The organism is Agrobacterium radiobacter (assembly GCF_040801995.1).
Lineage (GTDB): Bacteria > Pseudomonadota > Alphaproteobacteria > Rhizobiales > Rhizobiaceae > Agrobacterium > Agrobacterium radiobacter.
The window spans coordinates 2,030,268-2,050,420 of the sequence record NZ_JBEGHX010000001.1 but is presented as its reverse complement, the minus strand read 5'-3'; the positions used below and the strand labels follow the sequence as shown (position 1 = coordinate 2,050,420).

Annotated in this window: 22 protein-coding genes; 20 read left to right on the top strand and 2 right to left on the bottom strand. The window is 61.0% G+C overall.

The annotated features are described in order from the left end of the window. Positions 1–39 precede the first annotated feature (39 nt). From urtB to aidB, 20 genes are all read left to right on the top strand, one after another. On the top strand, positions 40–1,653 hold the full coding sequence (gene urtB / locus MRBLRC7O_RS10275; RefSeq protein ID WP_080866399.1) for an urea ABC transporter permease subunit UrtB: 1,614 nt from the start codon (positions 40–42) through the stop codon (positions 1,651–1,653). Next, the gene (urtC, locus tag MRBLRC7O_RS10270; RefSeq protein WP_080866398.1) at positions 1,650–2,822 is read left to right on the top strand and encodes an urea ABC transporter permease subunit UrtC; all 1,173 of its coding nucleotides are present in this window, start codon (positions 1,650–1,652) and stop codon (positions 2,820–2,822) included. The genes urtB and urtC overlap by 4 nt, the downstream gene beginning before the upstream one ends. Positions 2,823–2,826: 4 nt before the next feature. Next, positions 2,827–3,588 carry an urea ABC transporter ATP-binding protein UrtD gene (urtD, locus tag MRBLRC7O_RS10265; RefSeq protein WP_020011597.1) on the top strand — a complete coding sequence of 254 codons (762 nt, stop codon included), beginning with the start codon at positions 2,827–2,829 and terminating at the stop codon, positions 3,586–3,588. 76 nt (positions 3,589–3,664) lie between these two features. Next, positions 3,665–4,183 (top strand): hypothetical protein, encoded by a 519-nt coding sequence (locus MRBLRC7O_RS10260; RefSeq protein ID WP_060725242.1) that lies wholly within the window; start codon positions 3,665–3,667, stop codon positions 4,181–4,183. Between the two features lie 14 nt (positions 4,184–4,197). Next, a complete protein-coding gene (urtE, locus tag MRBLRC7O_RS10255; protein ID WP_003510152.1) occupies positions 4,198–4,893 on the top strand; it encodes an urea ABC transporter ATP-binding subunit UrtE in 696 nt (231 codons plus the stop codon). 242 nt (positions 4,894–5,135) lie between these two features. After that, positions 5,136–6,389, top strand: coding sequence for a CE1 family esterase (locus MRBLRC7O_RS10250; protein ID WP_080866397.1), 1,254 nt, complete (start codon positions 5,136–5,138; stop codon positions 6,387–6,389). Next, positions 6,296–7,147, top strand: a complete 852-nt coding sequence (locus tag MRBLRC7O_RS10245) for an urease accessory protein UreD (RefSeq protein ID WP_003510148.1) — start codon at positions 6,296–6,298, stop codon at positions 7,145–7,147. The genes MRBLRC7O_RS10250 and MRBLRC7O_RS10245 overlap by 94 nt, the downstream gene beginning before the upstream one ends. Before the next feature lie 109 nt (positions 7,148–7,256). Further along, positions 7,257–7,559, top strand: coding sequence for an urease subunit gamma (locus MRBLRC7O_RS10240; protein WP_003510146.1), 303 nt, complete (start codon positions 7,257–7,259; stop codon positions 7,557–7,559). Positions 7,560–7,568: 9 nt separating this feature from the next. Next, positions 7,569–7,826, top strand: a complete 258-nt coding sequence (locus MRBLRC7O_RS10235; protein ID WP_003510145.1) for a DUF1272 domain-containing protein — start codon at positions 7,569–7,571, stop codon at positions 7,824–7,826. 19 nt (positions 7,827–7,845) lie between these two features. Then, a complete protein-coding gene (locus tag MRBLRC7O_RS10230; RefSeq protein WP_003510142.1) occupies positions 7,846–8,151 on the top strand; it encodes an urease subunit beta in 306 nt (101 codons plus the stop codon). Position 8,152: 1 nt separating this feature from the next. Then, a complete protein-coding gene (locus MRBLRC7O_RS10225; protein ID WP_080866396.1) occupies positions 8,153–8,509 on the top strand; it encodes a GFA family protein in 357 nt (118 codons plus the stop codon). A gap of 3 nt (positions 8,510–8,512) precedes the next feature. Further along, complete coding sequence (locus MRBLRC7O_RS10220) at positions 8,513–8,935, top strand: lysozyme inhibitor LprI family protein (RefSeq protein WP_080866395.1); 423 nt, start codon at positions 8,513–8,515, stop codon at positions 8,933–8,935. Between the two features lie 4 nt (positions 8,936–8,939). Then, on the top strand, positions 8,940–9,584 hold the full coding sequence (locus MRBLRC7O_RS10215) for a Urease operon accessory protein (RefSeq protein ID WP_080866394.1): 645 nt from the start codon (positions 8,940–8,942) through the stop codon (positions 9,582–9,584). A 4-nt stretch (positions 9,585–9,588) separates the two neighbouring features. Then, complete coding sequence (gene ureC, locus MRBLRC7O_RS10210) at positions 9,589–11,298, top strand: urease subunit alpha (protein ID WP_020813390.1); 1,710 nt, start codon at positions 9,589–9,591, stop codon at positions 11,296–11,298. 9 nt (positions 11,299–11,307) lie between these two features. Further along, positions 11,308–11,979 carry a TIGR02117 family protein gene (locus MRBLRC7O_RS10205; RefSeq protein ID WP_020813391.1) on the top strand — a complete coding sequence of 224 codons (672 nt, stop codon included), beginning with the start codon at positions 11,308–11,310 and terminating at the stop codon, positions 11,977–11,979. A 143-nt stretch (positions 11,980–12,122) separates the two neighbouring features. Further along, on the top strand, positions 12,123–12,659 hold the full coding sequence (locus MRBLRC7O_RS10200) for a peroxiredoxin (RefSeq protein WP_003510133.1): 537 nt from the start codon (positions 12,123–12,125) through the stop codon (positions 12,657–12,659). A 272-nt stretch (positions 12,660–12,931) separates the two neighbouring features. After that, entirely contained in the window at positions 12,932–13,417 is a 486-nt protein-coding gene (gene ureE / locus MRBLRC7O_RS10195; protein ID WP_031234548.1) for an urease accessory protein UreE, read from the top strand. A 3-nt stretch (positions 13,418–13,420) separates the two neighbouring features. Beyond that, positions 13,421–14,092 carry an urease accessory protein UreF gene (locus MRBLRC7O_RS10190; RefSeq protein WP_020813393.1) on the top strand — a complete coding sequence of 224 codons (672 nt, stop codon included), beginning with the start codon at positions 13,421–13,423 and terminating at the stop codon, positions 14,090–14,092. A 148-nt stretch (positions 14,093–14,240) separates the two neighbouring features. Beyond that, positions 14,241–14,852 carry an urease accessory protein UreG gene (gene ureG / locus MRBLRC7O_RS10185; RefSeq protein WP_020813394.1) on the top strand — a complete coding sequence of 204 codons (612 nt, stop codon included), beginning with the start codon at positions 14,241–14,243 and terminating at the stop codon, positions 14,850–14,852. Positions 14,853–14,855: 3 nt separating this feature from the next. Continuing rightward, complete coding sequence (gene aidB / locus MRBLRC7O_RS10180; RefSeq protein ID WP_080866392.1) at positions 14,856–15,680, top strand: AidB family quorum-quenching N-acyl homoserine lactonase; 825 nt, start codon at positions 14,856–14,858, stop codon at positions 15,678–15,680. 72 nt (positions 15,681–15,752) lie between these two features. Here aidB and MRBLRC7O_RS10175 read toward each other — a convergent pair whose 3' ends face one another. Both MRBLRC7O_RS10175 and MRBLRC7O_RS10170 read right to left on the bottom strand, forming a co-directional pair. Beyond that, positions 15,753–16,442 (bottom strand): Crp/Fnr family transcriptional regulator, encoded by a 690-nt coding sequence (locus MRBLRC7O_RS10175; RefSeq protein ID WP_003510124.1) that lies wholly within the window; start codon positions 16,440–16,442, stop codon positions 15,753–15,755. 382 nt (positions 16,443–16,824) lie between these two features. Beyond that, positions 16,825–20,145, bottom strand: coding sequence for an efflux RND transporter permease subunit (locus tag MRBLRC7O_RS10170; RefSeq protein WP_060725235.1), 3,321 nt, complete (start codon positions 20,143–20,145; stop codon positions 16,825–16,827). Positions 20,146–20,153 lie beyond the last annotated feature (8 nt).

The window sequence follows — 20,153 nt, the reverse complement described above, 5'->3', positions numbered from 1 at the left end:
AGACGGCGCTTTTATCGGAAACGCTCCAAGGAACCCGACATGACGATCCGCTCTTTTCTCGGAGCCATCTTTCTCTGGCTCACCCTCGGGATCGCGGCGCAATCCTTCGCGCAAAGCGATCCGAAGGCGCTGATCGACCAGCTCGGCACGGCGGACTTCAAACAGGCCGAAACGCTGATCGGGCAGATCGCCGCCACCGGCGATGCGCGGGTCGTGCCGGCGCTCGAGGCTTTCGCGGCGGGTGATCTTTACGTGCGCAAGACCGATAATCTGGTGTTCATGACGAAACCAGCAGGGTCGAGCTTCACGTTGATCGATCCGCTGAGCGGCGAAAGCGCCGGTGAGGCCCCCAAGGCCGCCGTCTCTAAGATCAAGATCAACAACAATCTTCGCCGCGTCATCCGTGCCGCTCTCGGCGGTCTGACCCTGCTAAGCCCGGAAAAATCCGTGCGGCTTTCGGCGGCCGATGCCGTCTTGAAAGCGCCGAGCGCCGAAAATCTCGAATTGCTGGAAGCGGCCATCGCCAAGGAGGCCGATAATGAGGTGCGGACCCGGATGGAGGAGGCGCGGGCCGTCTCGCTGCTCTCCTCCGACCGCCCCCTCGAGGTAAAGAAAGAAGCGATCGCCACCATCAAGAACCTTGGTGGCCGCGATGCCATCAGCATCCTCATGGCGGCGTCCTCGTCGGTGGATCAGAGCCTGAAGCCGGATATCGACAACGCCATTGCGAGCATCGAAAGCGCGCTCGCCTTCTGGGATTACGCACAGAATGTATGGTACGGCCTGTCGCTCGGCTCCGTACTGCTGCTCGCGGCCATCGGCCTTGCCATCACCTTCGGCGTGATGGGCATCATCAACATGGCCCATGGCGAGATGGTGATGATCGGCGCCTATTCCACCTTCATGGTGCAGGAGGTGATCCGCAGCCATTTCCCCGGCCTGTTCGACTGGTCGCTCGCCATCGCACTGCCAGCTGCTTTTCTGGTGACGGCCTTCGTCGGGCTCATCATGGAGCGTGGCGTCATCCGCTTCCTTTACGGGCGGCCGCTGGAAACGCTGCTGGCCACCTGGGGCATTTCACTCATCCTGCAACAGGGCGTGCGCTCCATCTTCGGCCCGACCAACCGGGAAGTCGGCAGCCCCGGCTGGATGTCCGGCTCCTTCAGCGTCGGTTATCTCAATTTCACCTGGAACCGGGTCTGGATTGTCTGTTTCTCGCTCTCGGTCTTCTTCGCGCTGCTGGTGCTTTTGAAGCGCTCCGCCTTCGGCTTGCAGATGCGCGCTGTGACCCAGAACCGCCGCATGGCCTCTTCCATGGGCATCCGCACGCCCTGGGTGGATGCCTTCACCTTCGCGCTCGGTTCCGGCGTTGCCGGCCTTGCCGGGGTAGCGCTGTCGCAAATCGACAATGTCTCGCCCAATCTCGGCCAGAGCTACATCATCGACAGTTTCATGGTGGTGGTGTTCGGCGGGGTCGGCAATCTCTGGGGAACGCTCGTGGGTGCGCTGTCGCTCGGCGTGCTCAACAAGTTCCTTGAGCCGACGGTGGGCGCCGTGCTCGGCAAGATCCTCGTGCTCGTTCTCATCATCCTGTTCATCCAGAAGCGGCCGCGTGGTCTCTTCGCACTCAAGGGAAGGGCGATCGAAGCATGATTACCGGCTTCCTCCTGCGCGCGCTCGATCGCCGCATTTCCATCGCCATCGGCATCATCCTGGCCATCGCCGTGCTGGTGCCCGCCTCCAACCTGCTTTTGCCAGCAGACAGCGCATTCCGCATCCCGACTTACATCATGTCGATGCTCGGCAAATATCTCTCCTATGCGCTGCTTGCGCTGGCGCTTGATCTTGTCTGGGGTTATTGCGGCATTCTCTCGCTTGGCCACGCCGCCTTCTTCGCGCTCGGCGGTTATGCCATGGGCATGTATCTGATGCGGCAGATCGGCACGCGCGGGGTCTATGGCCATCCCGTGCTGCCTGACTTCATGGTCTTCCTCAACTGGAAGGAACTGCCGTGGTTCTGGCACGGCTTCGACATGTTCTGGTTTGCGGCGTTGATGGTGCTGGTGGTGCCGGGCCTGCTCGCCTTCGTGTTCGGCTGGTTCGCCTTCCGCTCGCGCGTCAATGGTGTTTATCTCTCGATCATCACCCAGGCCATGACCTATGCCCTGTTGCTCGCCTTCTTCCGCAACGACATGGGTTTTGGCGGCAATAATGGGTTGACCGATTTCAAGGACATCCTCGGCTTTTCCGTGCAGGCGGATGGCACCCGTGCCGTGCTGTTTGCCATGACGGCGGTGATGTTGGCGCTTTCGCTGCTGGTCGCATCGGGCATCGTCAATTCCAAATTCGGCAAGGTGCTGGTGGGCGTGCGCGATGCCGAAAGCCGGGTGCGCTTCCTTGGGTTTAGGGTGGAGAACATCAAGCTCTTCACCTTCGTCGTGTCAGCCATGATGGCGGGCATTGCCGGGGCGCTGTTCGTGCCGCAGGTGGGCATCATCAACCCCGGCGAATTCTCCCCCGCCAACTCCATCGAAGTGGTGGTGTGGACGGCGGTGGGCGGGCGCGGCACGCTGATCGGGCCGATCATCGGCGCTGTTCTGGTCAATGGCGGCAAGAGCTATTTCACTGGCGCTTTTCCCGAATTCTGGCTGTTTGCGCTGGGCGGTCTCTTTATCGCGGTAACGCTGTTCTTCCCGAAGGGCATTGTCGGCACCGTGCAGCATTATCTCGTCGGGCGTCGTGAAAAGCGGGTCGCGCGTGCGGCAGGCGCTGCCCAGCAGCCCGGCAACGACAGCGCGGTTGCGCAACAGGCGGCGGAGTAAGCCCATGAACACGGTTTCCGAAAACAGAACCAAGAGCCTGCTTTATCTCGATGGCGTTTCCGTCTCTTTCGATGGTTTCAAGGCCCTCAACTCGCTCTCCTTCGTGGTGGAGCCCGGTGAACTCCGCGCCATCATCGGCCCGAATGGCGCGGGCAAGACGACGATGATGGATATCATCACCGGCAAGACGCGGCCGGACACGGGTACGGTGTTGTTCGAAGACAGCATCGATCTCACGAAAAAGGACGAGGCTGACATCGCCCAGCTCGGCATCGGGCGGAAGTTCCAGAAGCCGACGGTGTTTGAAAGCCATACCGTCTGGGACAATCTGGAACTGGCGTTGAACCGCAAGCGCGGCGTCTTCGCGACGTTGTTCTATCGGCTGACGGAGGAGGACAAGGCGCGCATCGAGGAAATTCTCGCCACCGTGCGTCTCGGCCACCGCCGCGGCGATCTCGCCGCCAACCTTTCGCATGGCCAGAAACAGTGGCTTGAGATCGGCATGCTGCTCGCGCAGGAACCGAAGCTGCTGCTGGTGGACGAGCCTGTCGCCGGCATGACGGATGCGGAAACGGCGGAAACCGCCGTGCTTTTGAAGGAGATCGCGAAGACCCGTTCGGTTGTGGTGGTGGAGCACGATATGGGCTTCATCCGCGAGCTGGGCGTGAAGGTGACGTGTCTTGCCGAAGGCTCGGTGCTGGCCGAAGGGTCGATCGATTTTGTGTCCAGCGATCCGAAGGTGATCGAGAATTATCTGGGGCGTTAGAAAGAGTGTTCTTCTACTTGTGACTGTAATAATAACCGGATTTAAGTTGAAAAATTTAAGATCTGGAGTTGATTTGATGGCGTTGATCGGAATTCTGGTTATGGCAATCGGCGGTGCGGCTGTCTGGTATTGGCGGCTGAAAATGGCGCGTGAGGCGGGTAGCGAGATCATCGATACCGTCGAAAAAATGCGCGGCGCTTATAAGCGCAGATCGTTTCGGAAGAAGGCCGAAGTCGCTCCGATAGCCTCCATTCGCGATCCGGCTATCGCTGCGGTGGCATTCTTCATGTGCCTTGCGAACGAAAAGCCGATGTATCTCGACATGGCCAAAAATGTCGTTCGCGACAGGATGAAAGGCATCGTCCCGCCAGCGGATATGGAGGAAGTTATCGTCTTTGGAGAGTGGGCGTCCAGAAATGTCGTTAATCCCGAAGACCCAATTCGCAGGTTTCGCGATTTATGGGCAAATACGCTCGATTTCGATGAAAGACGCCAACTGATCGATATCGCCGAAGAGGTTAGCCGAGTGGGGGGTGACAAGACCTCCGAGCAGGATCTCGCTCTGCAGGCCTTGCGACGAACATTATTGAATTAGAACAGGTGGGTGAAATGCTGACAGTCGAAAACATCAACCTCCACTATGGCGCGGCGCAGGCCCTGCGCGGCGTGTCGCTGAAAGCGGAGATGGGCAAGATCACCTGTGTTCTCGGCCGCAACGGCGTCGGCAAAAGCTCACTCTTGCGTGCCGTCACCGGCCAGCAGGCCACCAGCGCCGGCACCATCCGTTTCGGCGATGCGGCGCTCGACGGGCTCGCACCTTACCAGCGGGCTAAGCGCGGGGTGGGTTACGTGCCGCAGGGACGGGAAATCTTTCCGCTGCTCAGCGTGCAGGAAAATCTGGAGAGCGGTTATGCGCCGCTGCCGCGTAGGGAGCGTTTCATCCCGGACGATATTTTCAGCCTGTTTCCGGTGCTGCAAACCATGCTGTCGCGGCGCGGCGGCGATCTCTCGGGTGGCCAGCAGCAGCAGCTTGCGATCGGCCGGGCGCTGGTGACACGGCCGAAAATCCTCGTCCTCGACGAGCCGACGGAAGGCATCCAGCCGTCGATCATCAAGGATATCGGCCGGGCGATCAAATATCTGCGCGACTCCACCGGTATGGCGATCCTGCTGGTCGAGCAATATCTGGATTTCTGCCGCGAGCTTGCCGATTACGTCTACATCATGGACCGCGGTGAAATCGTGCATGAGGGGCTGGCCGAAACGCTGGATACGCCGGAAGCGCGGCGGCATCTGACGGTGTAATGTTGCGTGCGCCGATCACGGCATAAAAACGGCCGATTAATATTTTGAAAGTCTATGCGCCTGTGCATGGCTTTCATGCGTAATTTTAGCGTTTCATTAAGTAAAAGCCTATGGTATTGGGCGCATGAAATGCTGCATGCGAGACACAGAAGAAGTCTATTCGCACGCCGCGACTGTTGATCCCTTACATTTCCCGCACGCTCGACGTATCGTCGGGAAACTGTGCCAATAAAGGCGTGTCAATGATTCAAGACTTTGCAGTGGGCCGGGCTTCCCGGTTGGTGCGTTCCGCACGCAGCCTGTTCCTCGGGCTGGTGATCAGCGCAAGCGCAGGGGCCGCAGCGTCGGCATCGACCTGCGGTCAGGGTATTGGCCCCGGCATGGAACCGGGTCGGCACGATTTTTCCATTCTCTCCAACGGTGAAAAACGCGACGGCGTCTATTTTGTTCCATCGGCCTATGATGGAAATAAGCCGCTGCCGGTCGTGTTCGATTTCCATGGCTCCAACAGCAATCCGCATGGTCAGCTGAACCGCAGCGGCTGGGACAAGCTTGCCGAGCGTGACGGTCTCATGGTCGTGGCGCTGGCCGGCAGCCTGAGCGGCGAATTGCCGGGCACCCATGCCTGGAATGTTCCCGGCGTCACCAAGCGGCCGGGCGGGCTCGATGAAGTCGGTTTCATCCGCGATGCCATCACCATGGTGAAGGGCAAGTTCTGCGTGGATGAGGAGCGTTTTTATGGCTCCGGTTATTCCGGCGGCGGGCGCATGCTGTCGCAATTCATCTGCAGCGGCAACGCGGATTTTAACGCTGCCGGCTTCGTTGCTTCGCTGCGCGCCGGTTATCCGCTGGAGACGGAAGGCAAGTGGGGACCGGATGCGGCAAGCTGCCAGCCTGTGCGGCCAATGTCGATCATCGCCTTTGCCGGGCTGAAAGACCCGGCCAATCCCTATCAGGGCGGCGGCAAGTCCTATTGGCAATATGGCGGCGAAACGGCGTTGAAGCGCTGGGCCGAAATGGATGGCTGCAAGGGCGCTGCCAAAAGCAAGGTGGGCGAAAGCTTCACCGTCAATTCCTATGATGTCTGCAAGGCTGGTGCACGCATCCAGTCCTATGTCATCAACGACTGGGACCACGCCTGGCCGCGCGCCACCATGAAGGCCGAGGTTCTGGCGGCTAACGCCGTCGTCACCCGCAAGCCGGGCGGCGAGCAGACACCGAAGGCGGAACCGGCCGTGGAGCGCAAGATGCCCACAGGCGAAGTGACACGCACGGTTGATGCGGCCGAAAGAATGTGGGATTTCTTCCGCAATACGGAAGGGCAGCTTGTCGTGGATGCCGTCGTCAAGAAGGATTGCGGCGCCAAGACCTCGTCCGCTTCCGCAACCGTTTCGGAGACCGCGTGCAGCAGCAACAGCAAGCCATCGGCCCTTCCGGTCGCCAAGACGCTCAACCTGTCCGGCAGCAACGCGCCCGTGGCAGAGGACGCATTGTAACCAAGGCTGTTGAAGGCCGCAGCCGGCTGGATGAGCTGTTTCAGGAAGGCTGCGCGAAAATCCGCCTGCCGGAAACTTTTTCGAACGAAGCCGAAGCCATTCTCATCAATTCCTCTGGCGGTCTGACCGGCGGAGACGAAATCGAATGGCAGGCCACGGCCGGTGCCGGCACCTCGCTTGTTGTGACCACGCAGGCCTGCGAAAAGGTCTATAAGGCATCATCAGGCACCGCCGCCGTGACCGCCCGCGTTTCCGCCGGGCCGGGTGCGAAGCTGCACTGGCTGCCGCAGGAGACCATCCTCTTCGACCGTGCTTCCTTGACCCGCCGGCTGGAAGCCGATCTCGACCAATCCTCCGAATTCATCGCTGTCGAAGCCGTGCTGCTCGGCCGTAAGGCCATGGGCGAGGCGATGACGCATGGTCTCTTTCGTGACCGCTGGCGTATTCGCCATGGAGGCAGGCTGGTGCATGCGGAAGAACTTGTGCTTCAGGGCGAGGTGGCGGCGCTGACGGCGAAACCGGCGGTTCTGGCTGGTCAGGTCGCCTTTGCCACGCTTCTTTATATCGGGCCGCTGGCTGAGGCGCTTCTGCCTAAAATCCGGGCTATTGCCGGTGAAAGCGGCGGCGCCAGCGAATGGCAGGGCAAGCTTGTCGTTCGCGTCTCTGCCGAAGATGGTTTCTCCTTGAGAAAATTGCTTTTTCCGATCATTTCGCTCTTGCGAAACGGCGCGCCAGTGCCGAAAGTCTGGAATCTGTAAACCCTTAAGGTTGCCCCGCGACAGGCGTCCTTCGGGGTCTGTCAACACGTCGGATCTGCCTGCCGCAATCGCGCTGTTTGCGGGGCAGGCGCCAAGCTGCGGGACCACGATGAACCTTAGCCCAAGAGAAAAAGACAAGCTGCTGATTTCCATGGCCGCCATGGTGGCGCGCCGCCGGCTGGAACGCGGCGTGAAGCTCAACTATCCCGAAGCGATTGCGCTGATTACCGATTTCGTGGTCGAGGGCGCCCGCGATGGTCGCGCTGTGGCCGACCTGATGGAAGCCGGCGCGCATGTCATTACCCGCGATCAGGTGATGGATGGTATCGCCGAGATGATCCATGATGTGCAGGTGGAAGCGACCTTTCCTGACGGCACCAAGCTGGTGACCGTTCACGAACCGATCCGTTGAGGGGTTGATATGGCGCTGGAACTTCGGCCCAATTGCGAATGCTGCGACCGCGATCTTGCGCCCGATAACAGGGATGCGATGATCTGCTCGTTCGAATGCACTTTCTGCGTCGACTGCGTGACGGGCGTGCTTGATGGCGCCTGCCCGAATTGCGGCGGTGAGCTGGTTCGCAGGCCCGTTCGTCCGGCGGCCAGGCTCATCAACAACCCGGCATCGACGAAGCGGGTGCTGAAGGCGGAAGGCTGCGCGGCAGCCACGGCCGCGTGAGAAAGACAAGGGGAGCACCATGAAACCAGGCGAAATCATTGCCGCAGAAGGCACCATCGAACTCAATGCCGGCCAGCCGACGGTGACGATCGAGGTGGCCAATTCGGGCGACCGGCCGGTGCAGGTGGGCAGCCATTATCATTTCTTCGAGACCAATGCGGGTCTCATCTTCGACCGCGACAGGGCGCGCGGCATGCGTCTCGATATTCCCGCGGGCACGGCGGTTCGTTTCGAACCCGGCCAGAAGCGGGAAGTGACGCTGGTGCCGCTTTCCGGCAAGCGTGAGGTTTATGGTTTCCGTCAACAGGTCATGGGGAGGTTATGAAATGGCGACGGCGCATTATCACGGAAGCTGCCAGTGCGGCAGCGTCAGCTTCGAGGTCGATGCCGACCTCGACCACACAGTTGTCTGCAATTGCTCGCGCTGCAAGCGTCTTGGCTCCACGCTCGCCTTCGCGCCGCGTGACAAGTTCACGCTTCTTTCCGGCGAGGAAACGCTGGCGGAATATCTCTTCAACAAACACAAGATCCGTCATCTTTTCTGCTCCACCTGCGGCATCGAGAGCTTTGCTTATGCCGACGGGCCGGATGGAACGCCGATGGTGGCAGTGAACGCCAATTGTCTTGATGGTGTTGATCCCCGGGCGCTGAAGCCGCAGGCTTTCGACGGCGCGGCGGCCTGAGGGATGGAGATGAGCCGAAACAAGGTCTTCATGGCGGCCGTGCTTCTCAGCGCGACCGCCGGATTTTCCACGCCGGCCGCAGCGCAGAGCGAGCCGGACTGCAAGGCGCCGCAGACGCAGGCGGACATGACCATCTGCGCCGGCAAGGATTACGAAAAGGCCGACAAGCAGTTGAACGCCGAATATCAGAAGCTGCGCAAGCTGCTCACCGAGCGCGACAAGACGGCGGAGGCGGATGGCAAGGGTGCGACCGACGCCCTGGTGACTGCCCAGCGCGCGTGGGTGGCGTTTCGTGACGCCAATTGTGCTCTTTCAGGCTTTCAGGCGCGTGGCGGCTCGATGGAACCGATGCTGATTTCCTCCTGCCTCGCCGATATTAGCGGCAAGCGGGCGGAAGAACTGCGTCAGCTGTCGGAAGGTTTCTGAACGCATGGGGCGGCGGATCACGATCGTCGGAAACGGGGAACTGCCGCCGGGCGTGGCTGATTTCATCGACCGTTCCGACATCGTCATCCGCTTCAATGATTGCCGGTCGCTGGGGCTGGGCGGTACGCGCACCGATGTGGTGGCCGTGTGCAACACCGGGCGGCCGGGCCTCGAAATGACCGAGGGAGCCGAATGGCGCGAGAGCGACGGTGTGCGGCAGGCCGCTGCCATCTGGTCCGTGCGGGATCCCGCAAAATTTTCCGAAATGGAACCTGATATACGCGCACGCTGGCCGGAACTGACCGATTTCTGCGCCGATTACACCGAAAGCTTTGCCGCCATCGCCCGCGAGACCGGCAAGAGCCACATCGTCATTCCGCGCGGCGTGCATGAAAGGCTCGATGCTGCGCTCGAAGCCTATGCGCCCGCGCCCTATGTCTGCCCCAGCACAGGCCTTGTCACCATCGCCCATGTTCTTGAGAACGTGAGCGGCGATGGTGACGAAGTGGCGATTGCCGGCTTCGGCCATGAGGGCTGGAGCGGCCATCCATTTGCTGCCGAACAACAGCTGGTAGAAGCCCTTGCGGGCGAGGGCCAGCTCACACGAATTTCTCCCACATCGATTTTCTCCGCGTCCGAAGGAGCCTGAGCCCATGCCTTACAAGATTTCCCGCGCCGCCTATGCCGGCATGTTCGGCCCGACCGTGGGCGACAAGGTGCGCCTTGCCGATACCGAACTCTTCATCGAGATCGAGAAGGACCACACCACCTATGGCGAGGAAGTGAAATTCGGCGGCGGCAAAGTCATTCGCGACGGCATGGGCCAGAGTCAGGCGACGCGGGCCGAAGGGGCGGTCGATACCGTCATCACCAATGTGGTGATCGTTGACCATAGCGGCATCTACAAGGCGGATGTGGGCCTGAAGAACGGCCGCATTCACGCCATCGGCAAGGCGGGCAACCCCGATACGCAGCCGGGCGTGACGATCATCGTCGGCCCCTCGACGGAGGCGATTGCCGGTGAAGGCAAGATCCTGACCGCCGGCGGCATGGATGCGCATATTCACTTCATCTGCCCGCAGCAGATCGAAGAAGCCCTGATGAGCGGCGTCACCTGCATGCTCGGTGGCGGTTCCGGCCCCGCGCACGGCACGCTCGCCACCACCTGCACCGGCGCATGGCATATCGAGCGCATGATCGAAAGCTTCGATGCTTTCCCGATGAATCTCGCGCTCGCCGGCAAGGGCAATGCCTCGCTGCCAGCGCCTCTGGAAGAGATGATCCTTGCCGGCGCTTCCTCGCTGAAATTGCATGAGGACTGGGGCACGACGCCTGCCGCCATCGACAATTGCCTGACGGTGGCCGATGAATACGACGTGCAGGTGATGATCCACACCGATACGCTGAACGAAAGCGGTTTCGTGGAAGACACTGTCGCCGCCATCAGAGGTCGCACTATCCATGCCTTCCACACCGAAGGTGCGGGCGGCGGCCATGCGCCTGATATCATCAAGGTCTGCGGCAACCCGAACGTCATTCCGTCCTCCACCAATCCGACGCGGCCCTATACCGTCAATACGCTGGCCGAACATCTCGACATGCTGATGGTGTGCCACCACCTGTCGCCGTCAATCCCTGAAGACATTGCCTTTGCCGAAAGCCGCATCCGCAAGGAAACCATTGCGGCGGAGGATATTCTCCACGATATCGGCGCGTTTTCGATCATTTCGTCCGACAGTCAAGCCATGGGCCGTGTCGGCGAGGTGGCGATCCGTACCTGGCAGACAGCCGACAAGATGAAGCGCCAGCGCGGCCGCCTGAAGGAAGAGACCGGCGAAAACGACAATTTCCGTGTCCGCCGTTACATCGCCAAATATACCATCAACCCGGCCATCGCCCAGGGCGTCAGCCATGAGATCGGCTCGATCGAAGTCGGCAAGCGCGCCGATCTGGTATTGTGGAACCCGGCCTTTTTCGGCGTGAAGCCGGAGATGGTGCTGCTCGGCGGCTCCATTGCCGCGGCCCCGATGGGCGATCCGAACGCCTCCATTCCCACACCGCAGCCGATGCATTACCGGCCGATGTTTGCCGCCTATGGCAAGCTGCGCACCAATTCCTCGGTCACATTCGTTTCGCAGGCGTCGCTGGATGCCGGCCTTGCCCAACGCCTCGGCGTGGCGAAAAAGCTGCTGCCGGTGAAGAATGTACGCGGCGGCATTTCCAAGGCGTCGATGATCCATAATTCGCTGACGCCGCATATCGAGGTCGATCCGGAAACCTATGAGGTGAGGGCGGATGGCGAGCTTTTGACCTGCGAGCCGGCCACGGTGCTGCCAATGGCGCAGCGTTATTTCCTGTTTTAACGGCATTTCATGGTGAGATTTATCACAAGGTGGATCGGCGGCGGCATGCTGCTGCTCCTCCTGCTCCTTCTGCTCGGTACTGTCCTGCCGCGCCCGTTTTTCGCCGATGAGGTGAGCGGGGGCGTGAAAGACCGCGAAATCCTGCTGTTATCCAACCCGATCCACACCGATATTGCGCTGCCGATCGATAACGATCTGCGGCGGGTCTTTTCCGAATTGCAGGAGGACGGCATTGCCGTCAACCATCCGGCGGCCGCTTATCTGGTGTTCGGCTGGGGCGGCCGGTCGTTTTATACCGAGACACCCACCTGGGCCGATCTGAAGCCCATGCCGGTCTTGCGCTCGCTGACGCTTGACCAGTCGGTGATGCATGTGGATGTGACGGGAGATTTTCCCGCCGATCTTGCCGGGGTAAAGCGCCTTCGCATTTCCGAAGCCGGGTATCAGCGCCTCGTGGCGGCCATTCGTGCCAGCTTTTCGCGCGACAATGGCAAGGTGCGGCTGATACCGGGCGTCGCTTATGGCCTGACGGATGCGTTTTTCGAGGCGAATGGCCGGTTCAACGCCCTTGTCGGCTGCAATACATGGTCGGCTGCCATGTTGCGTGAGGCCGGCATTCGCACCGGCTGGTGGACACCATTGCCGCCGTTTCTGCGCTGGTCGGTGGCGCTGCATGATTGATCCTCGCAAGCCGTGGTTTTCCTCTGACAAAGCCTATTTTTATGCTGCACCGCAGCGTGTCTTGCGTTATGGAAACGGCAAAAGAATTATGCAGGGATCGATCCCAAGTGATCCCTGTAAAACGCCAGAACAGGAGACAAGACATGCTCGGCAAAAAAGTGCCCGCCGTTACCTTCCGCACGCGCGTTCGTGATGAGGCCGTTGGTGGCCCGAACCCCTTCCGTTGGCAGGACATGACCTCCGACGATTATTTCAAGGGCAAGAAGGTCGTTCTGTTTTCGCTGCCCGGCGCTTTCACGCCGACATGCTCGACCTACCAGCTCCCCGATTTCGAAAAGCTGGCGCCGGAATTCCGGGCGCTCGGCGTTGATGAAATCTATTGCCTGTCGGTCAACGACGCCTTCGTCATGAATGCCTGGGCAAAGGGCCAGAACCTCGAAAACGTCAAGGTCATTCCTGACGGCTCGGGCGAGTTCACCCGCAAGATGGGCATGCTGGTCGCCAAGGACAATCTCGGTTTCGGCATGCGCTCCTGGCGTTACGCCGCCGTCGTCAATGATGGCGTCGTCGAGCAGTGGTTCGAGGAAGAGGGCTATCAGGACAATTGCGAATCCGACCCCTATGGCGTTTCCGCGCCGCAGAACATTCTGGAAAACCTCAAGAGCCGCGCTGCGGCCTGATTGTGGGTTTGCGCAGGCCCGGCAGCGATGTCGTGTCTTCGGGCTATCGGCAGGAGGCGAAAATCTCTCCTCCGTTATCCTCGCCGTTGAGGCGAGGATCCATAAGCGCCCGAGGATGACGTCGAAGGCGGAGAAAGGTTTACGCTTGGCCCGGCAGCAACGCCGGGCTTTGTCGTTCTGGCGGCCATGTGTCCCAAAATCGTGCCTTGAAATCCCCCCGTCTATCCGTCAAAAATCGTAACCCCAAGACTGTTTCTGAAACGGATCATCCCATGCTGCGCGTCACCTCCTATCATCCGGCCGGAACCCCCGCCGACGAACCTTCCGGTTATGTCACTCTTGCGCATGACCAGCGGCATCTTCGCCGCAAGCTGCTGCATCTGCAGAATGACGAGATGGTGATGCTCGACCTGAAGGAAGCCGTGCTTTTTGCCCATGGCGATCTTCTCGTGGTGGAAAACGGCGACCTGATCGAGGTCCGCGCGGCTGACGAAAAGCTCTTCGAAATCAAGGCGAAGGATCGCCTTCACCTGATCGAGCTTGCCTGGCATCTGGGCAACCGGCATCTTTCCGCGCAGATCGAGGAGGAGCGTATTCTCATCCTGCGTGACCACGTCATCCGCGCCATGCTGGAAGGTCTTGGCGCCACCGTGCGTGATGTCGAAGAGCCTTTCCAGCCGGCGCGCGGCGCTTATCATGCCCATGGCGGTCATTCCCACGGCCATGATCACGGCCACAGCCATCACGATCACGGCTGAGCCGTGAGCGAAGATCGCGGCGTTGCCGCGCTGCTGCGGCTCATGGCCTGGATGTCGCCTGCCTTTCCGGTTGGCGGTTTTTCCTATTCCGGTGGACTTGAAAAGGCGGTGGAGGATCGGCGCGTCGGGGATGCGGCGGCTCTGCGCGACTGGCTCGAAACGCTTCTGCGCTGCGGCAGCCTTTGGAACGATGCGGTGTTTCTGGCACATGCCTGGCGCAATGCCGAGGACGCCGCCGTCTTGAGCGAAACGGCCGATCTGGCGCGGGCGCTGGCCGGTTCGGCGGAGCGATACCGCGAGACGGTGCTTCTGGGCGATGCCTTCGTTGCCGCCGCCGGTGCCTGGCCGCATGCGGTTCTGGACGTGTTGCCCAAAGACGTTCCCTATCCCATCGCTGTCGGGGCAGTCGCCGCCGGTCATGCGGTGCCGCTCAGGGACACGATTGCCGCCTTTTTGCATGCCGGCGTCTCGCAGATCGTGTCGGCGGGCATCCGCCTCGGGGTCGCGGGACAGAAGGATGGCGTCGCCATTCTGGCTGCAAGTGAAGCGATCATCGCGGAGATGGCGGCGCGGGCGATGCAGTCCACGCTCGACGATCTCGGCAGTGCGACGATCATCGCTGACACGGCGGCCATGCGGCATGAAACGCAGGGCACCCGGCTTTTCCGGTCCTGACGAGCGAGCGGGTGCCACGAGTTTCTTCTCCCAGGCGGGGAGAAGAAACAAGCGGCACGATCCTTGCATATCTTGAAGCGTCCGGCTGGCGGACTATGGTGAAATAATACCAAAGCATATCGAAGGGAACAGAGTGGTGAAATCGGGCATGAAATCGGGCAATGGCCCGCTGCGCGTCGGTATTGGCGGGCCGGTCGGTTCGGGCAAGACGGCGCTGACGGAAAAGCTCTGCAAGGCGATGAGCGCCGATTATTCCGTCGCCGTCGTCACCAACGATATCTATACCAAGGAAGATGCCGAGGCGCTGGTGCGCATGCAGGCGCTGCCTTCCGAGCGTATCGTCGGCGTGGAAACGGGCGGTTGCCCGCATACGGCCATCCGCGAGGATGCGACGATCAATCTGCAGGCGATTGCCGGGCTTAATGCGCGCTTTCCCGATCTCGACGTGGTCTTCATCGAATCCGGCGGCGACAATCTCGCCGCGACCTTTTCGCCCGACCTTGCCGATATCACCATCTATGTCATCTCCGTCTGTCAGGGCGAGGAAATTCCGCGCAAGGGCGGGCCGGGCATCACCCGCTCGGACCTGCTGGTCATCAACAAGAAGGACCTAGCGCCCTATGTCGGGGCCGATCTGACCGTCATGGACAGCGATGCGACCCGCATGCGCAACGCCATGCCTTTCGTCTTCACCGATATGAAACGCGGCGATGGCGTGGAGCGCATCGTCGGTTTCCTGAAAGAGCAGGGCGGTCTCTGAAATATGGCAATGTCCCGCCGGTTCGGCGCTTATGAGGTTTCCCGTTTTGTCGACGGTGTCTACAAGGCGCCGGTCGGCCATCTCATCCACCGTCAGGGTGCCGAAGCGCTGGCGGCAGCGCTTGCCGGCCATCAGGGCGAAACGGTGGATATGGACGTCAACTGCTTCGCACTGTCCGGGCCTGACGGCGTCTGGCTGATCGATGCCGGTTGCGGCACCGCCTGGGGTGCTGCTTATGGCTATGCCCGCGCGGCGATGGTAGCCGCCGGTATTCAGCCGGCCGATGTAGGGCGGGTCATCCTCACCCATATCCATGGCGATCATGCGCTTGGCCTCATCGATGGCGACCGGCCTTATTTTCCCAATGCCGATATCTGGGTGCCCGAGGCCGATCTCGGATTTTTCAGCAGTGCGGAGGCGCGCAAGACCCTGCCGCCGGCCCGGCAGGGCGGCTTCGATCTTGCCGCGCGGCTGCTCGACATTTGTGGCCCGACGTTGCGGCCGATCCCGACAGGCAGGATTGCCGAGGACGTGGAAGCCATCGCCATGCCCGGCCATACACCGGGACATGCCGGGTACCTGATCGGCAATGGTGATGAGCGGCTGTTATTATGGGGCGATGTTCTGCATGTGAGCGACTTGCAGGTGAAGGATCCCGGTGTCGGTTTCGTCTACGATATCGATTCTGCGCTTGCTTACCAAACACGCCTTGAGGCGCTGGCCGAGGCCGCCGATCACGGCTGGCTGGTTTCCGGCGGTCATCTCGGTGGATTTTTCCGTGTCGAGCGGCAGGGTGACAGCTTCCGCTTTGTGTCGCAGCCGGACTGATTTTTCGATTTCGGACATGCAGAAGGGCGGAATACCCTAAGGCATCCCGCCCTTCGTCCTCTCCCGGTGTCTTCAGATCTGCTTCAGCGCCGCAACATCATTGACCTGCACGATGCGGCCGCGCACGGTGACGCCAGCTTTTTTCAGTGCCGAGAAGGCGCGTGAGAGTGCTTCCGGTGCAAGGCCAAGCTTGCCGGCAAGCAGGCTTTTCTGGAACGGCAGCCGCAGCGAAAAGGATGTGGCGTCGCGCGGTCCCTGATTGATGAGGTAATGGGCGACACGCTGCGGCGCTGTCTGCAACCGGTCATTGGCGATGCAGTCCATGGTGGCCAGCAGGCTGTTGGACAGGCAGCGCATGACGGCCTTGGCGATTGCCGGTTCCTGATCGATCAGGCTGCGGATTCTTGTGAGTTCGAACCGCGCCACGGTGCAGCTTTCCGCCGCCTGCGCGCTGTAACGATAGGTATCGCTGCCGAAAATCAGGCATTCGTTGAAGGTATCGCCGGGCCCGCTGACGCGCACATCCGCCTCGCGCCCGTGCCTGTCCAGCCGGTAAAGCCTGATGTAACCCGACAGCACGCAGTAGAAATGCTGCGCGGCCTCGCCTTCCTTGAAGAGCACATGGCGGGCGTTCACATTGGTGATGGTCGCCGCTTCCATCAGCTTCAGCGCCGCTGCATCATCCGCTATCCCGATCAAGGGCGCGCGCAGCAGAATGTTCCTGTCCCTGTTGCTCAGCTTCACGGTCTTGTTCACGTCCATTCGGCTCCCGCTCAAACCTTTTGCCGGGCTGTCCGAAGCGATACGAAACCGGGGAAGTTCCTTCTCCCTCACGCCTATCTGCACAGAACTCATCGCATTATCCCTCGACCGGCAATTCCCGATGCGAGGGAGATTAGCAGTTCACCTGGAAAGCGAATTGATTTCGATCAAACAGGATTTGAGTTGTCATTTGGGACAGCGGGAATGCGGCGAGGCCATTCCTGCTCAAGAATGTGAGGAGGAATATGGAGCGAGCGAGTGCCACATATTTCTTCTCCCCGCCGGGGAGAAGAAACAAGCGGCGGCGCTTTGCCCTTAAACGTCCACCCAAAAAGAAACGCCGGGCACATGGCCCGGCGTCTCAATCGTTACGCTGCAAACTTCACTCCGCAGCAAGCGGCGGCAGCCGCAATATATTGCTACCCTTGTCACCGGCTTTGTCGCCGCTGCCCTTTTCCATGCCGGCCACCCGTGCCTCCAGCGAGGAGAGAGCCAGGCTGTTTTCGCGGGCGATCTCCGAGAGTTTCTCGTTGGAGAGCGCTTCTTCCTCCTCTTCCTTCTTGCCGACGAAGCGGCCGAAGAGGTGGGCGAGCAGGCGCGACAGGTCGTCCATGATCAGGAAGAAGGCCGGGACCACGATCAGGGACAGCACCGTCGAAACGATGATGCCGCCGATCACCGCAATCGCCATCGGCGCGCGGAACGAACCGCCTTCGCCGACGCCGAGCGCCGAGGGCAACATGCCCGCGGACATGGCGATGGAGGTCATGATGATCGGGCGGGCGCGCTTGCGGCCGGCCTCCACCATGGCATGCACCCGTTCCATGCCGTGTCGGCGCATTTCGATGGCGAAATCCACCAGCAGGATGGCGTTCTTCGTCACGATGCCCATCAGCATCAGGATGCCGATGAGAACGGGCATGGAGAGCGCGTTCTGCGTGATGATGAGTGCGACGGCCACGCCGCCGATGGCAAGCGGCAGCGAGAACAGGATGGTGAAGGGCTGGATGACATCCTTGAACAGCAGGATGAGCACGACCAGCACCAGCATCAGGCCAAGCAGCATGGCGTTCACGAAGCCCTGCTGCATTTCGCCCTGCACCTTGGCGTCGCCGCTTTCGGCAAGGCGAACACTTGCCGGCAGGTCGGTTTCCGAGACGATGCGCTTGAACTCAGCCGTCGAGGTATCCAGCGCCGTGCCGAACGGGACGTCGGAGCCGATGGAGACCACGCGGTTGCGGTCGTTGCGCTTGATCGAGCTTGGACCTTCCGAATAGTCGATATCGGCAACGCTGTAGAGCGGCACCAGCGACCCGGAGGCGGTCTTGATCTTCAGCGCGCGGATGGTGGCGAGATCGCGACGTGTATCGAGCGAGGCCTGCACGCGGATCGGGATCTGCCGGTCATCAAGCGAAATCTTCGTCAGCTGGGCGTCGATGTCACCGATGGTGGCGACACGCACCGTCTGCGAAATCTGCTGCGGCGTGATGCCGAGGCGGGCGATTTCGTCCTTGCGCGGGCGGATCTGCAGTTCGGGGCGGGGCAATGCACCTTCCGAGCTGACATTGGCAAGGATGGGCGAGGCGCGCAGGCGGCTTTCGAGAATGCCGACGGCGTCGTTCAGGTCCTTCTCATTGGTGGAGAGGAAGTTGAAGGAGAGTTCGCGTTCCGCACGGTCGTTCAGCTTGATGATGCGGACATCCGGAATGCCGCGAACCTGCGCGAAAATATCCCGTTCCACATCCCATTGCGGACGTACGCGGCCCTTTTCCTCCACCTTCGGCAGATATTGGCCGATGAGCGGAATGGAGCCGAGCCCCTTGTTGACCACCAGCTTGAGCAGCGAATGGTCGATATGCTGCAGAATGACGTTAACGGTGGCGCGGCGAAGCTCCAGGTCCCCCTTGGGCGACGCGCCGCCAAGAATGAAGACGCTTTCCACGCCGTTGATGTCCCGCAGCGCGTGATAGATCTGCGTCGTCGTCCGATCTGTCTCGTCAAGCGTCGCATTGGGCGGCAGTTCCACCGAAAGCGTTACGCGTGAGGCGTCGTCCGGCGGCAGGAAGCTGCCGGGTACCTGGCTCAACAGCATGACGGAGGCGACGAGGAAGGCGATCGCGCCGAGCAGCGTCAGATACCGCGCCCACCATTTGCGGGTGGTGGCGGTCACCATGCGCGTATAGGCCTTCATCAGCCGGCTGTCATTGTCGTGGTGATCGTCCATCGCGTCTTCGGCGCGCATCAGATAGGCCGCCATCAGCGGCGTGATGAGACGGGCGACCGCGAGCGAGAAGAATACCGAGAAGGCGACCGTCAGACCGAACTGGATGAAGTACTGGCCGGGAATGCCGGGCATGAACGAGACAGGCACGAAGACGGCGATGATGGTGAAGCTGGTGGCGATGACGGCGAGGCCGATTTCGTCCGCCGCTTCCAGTGCCGCGCGATAGGGCGTCTTGCCCATCTTGATGTGGCGGGCAATGTTCTCGATTTCCACGATGGCGTCGTCCACGAGAATACCCGTGGCGAGCGTGAGCGCGAGGAAGCTGACGAGGTTGAGCGAGAAGCCCATGATATCCATGATCCAGAAGGTCGGGATCGCGGAGAGCGGCAGCGCCACGGCGGCAATCAGGGTTGCGCGCCAGTTGCGGAGGAAGAGCAGGACCACGATGACGGCGAGGATAGCGCCTTCGATCAGCGTGTCGAGCGCCGCCTTGTAGTTGCCATAGGTGAAATAGACGGCGTCATCGACCATTTCGATCGAGACATCAGGATGGTTCTTGCGCACCTGATCGAGGCTTGCCGCCACGGTTTCGGCGACCGAGACCTCGCTGGCGCCCTTGGAGCGGAACACCGCGAAGGTGACGGCGGGGTTGCCGTTGAACCGCGAGAAGGACTTCTGCTCCTCATAGGTGTCTGTGACCGTGCCGAGCTCGGAAAGCTTGACGAAACGGCCGTTGGAAAGCGCAATCGTGGTGTTGGCAAGCTGGCTCACATCGCGTGTGTCGCCGAGCGTGCGGATGGTCTGCTCGTTGCCACCGACCTGGCCGCGGCCGGAGCCGAGGTCGATATTGGTGCCGCGCAGCTGGCTGTTCACCTCGGTTGCGGTGATGCCATAGGCGTCGAGCTTTTCGGGGCTCAGCGAAACGCGCACCTCGCGGTCGGCGCCGCCATAGCGGTCGACCTTGCCGATGCCGGACTGGCCCTGCAGCGAGCGCTTGATCGTGTCATCCACAAACCAGGACAGTTCTTCCAGCGTCATGTTCGGTGAGGAGACGGCAAAGGTCTGGATCGCCTGTCCCTCGACGTCGATCTTGCTGACGACGGGCACTTCGATATCGGAAGGCAGATCGCTGCGGATCTTGTCGATGGCGTCCTTGGTGTCCTGAACCGCTTCTTCCGTCGGCTTTTCGATGCGGAAGACAACTGTCGTCGTCGACTGGCCGTCGACCACGGTGGACTGGATTTCGTCGACGCCGCTGATGGCGGCGACGGCGTCTTCGATCTCCTTCGTCACCTGCATTTCCAGCTCGGAGGGCGAAGCGCCGCTCTGGGTCACGGTGACGGCCACGACGGGAACGTCGATGTTCGGAAAACGGGTGATCGGCAGGGTGTTGAACGCCTGCATGCCGAGGATCATCAAAAGCGCGAAGCCAAGCAGCGGCGCAATCGGGTTACGGATTGACCATGCGGAGAAGTTCATTTCATTCC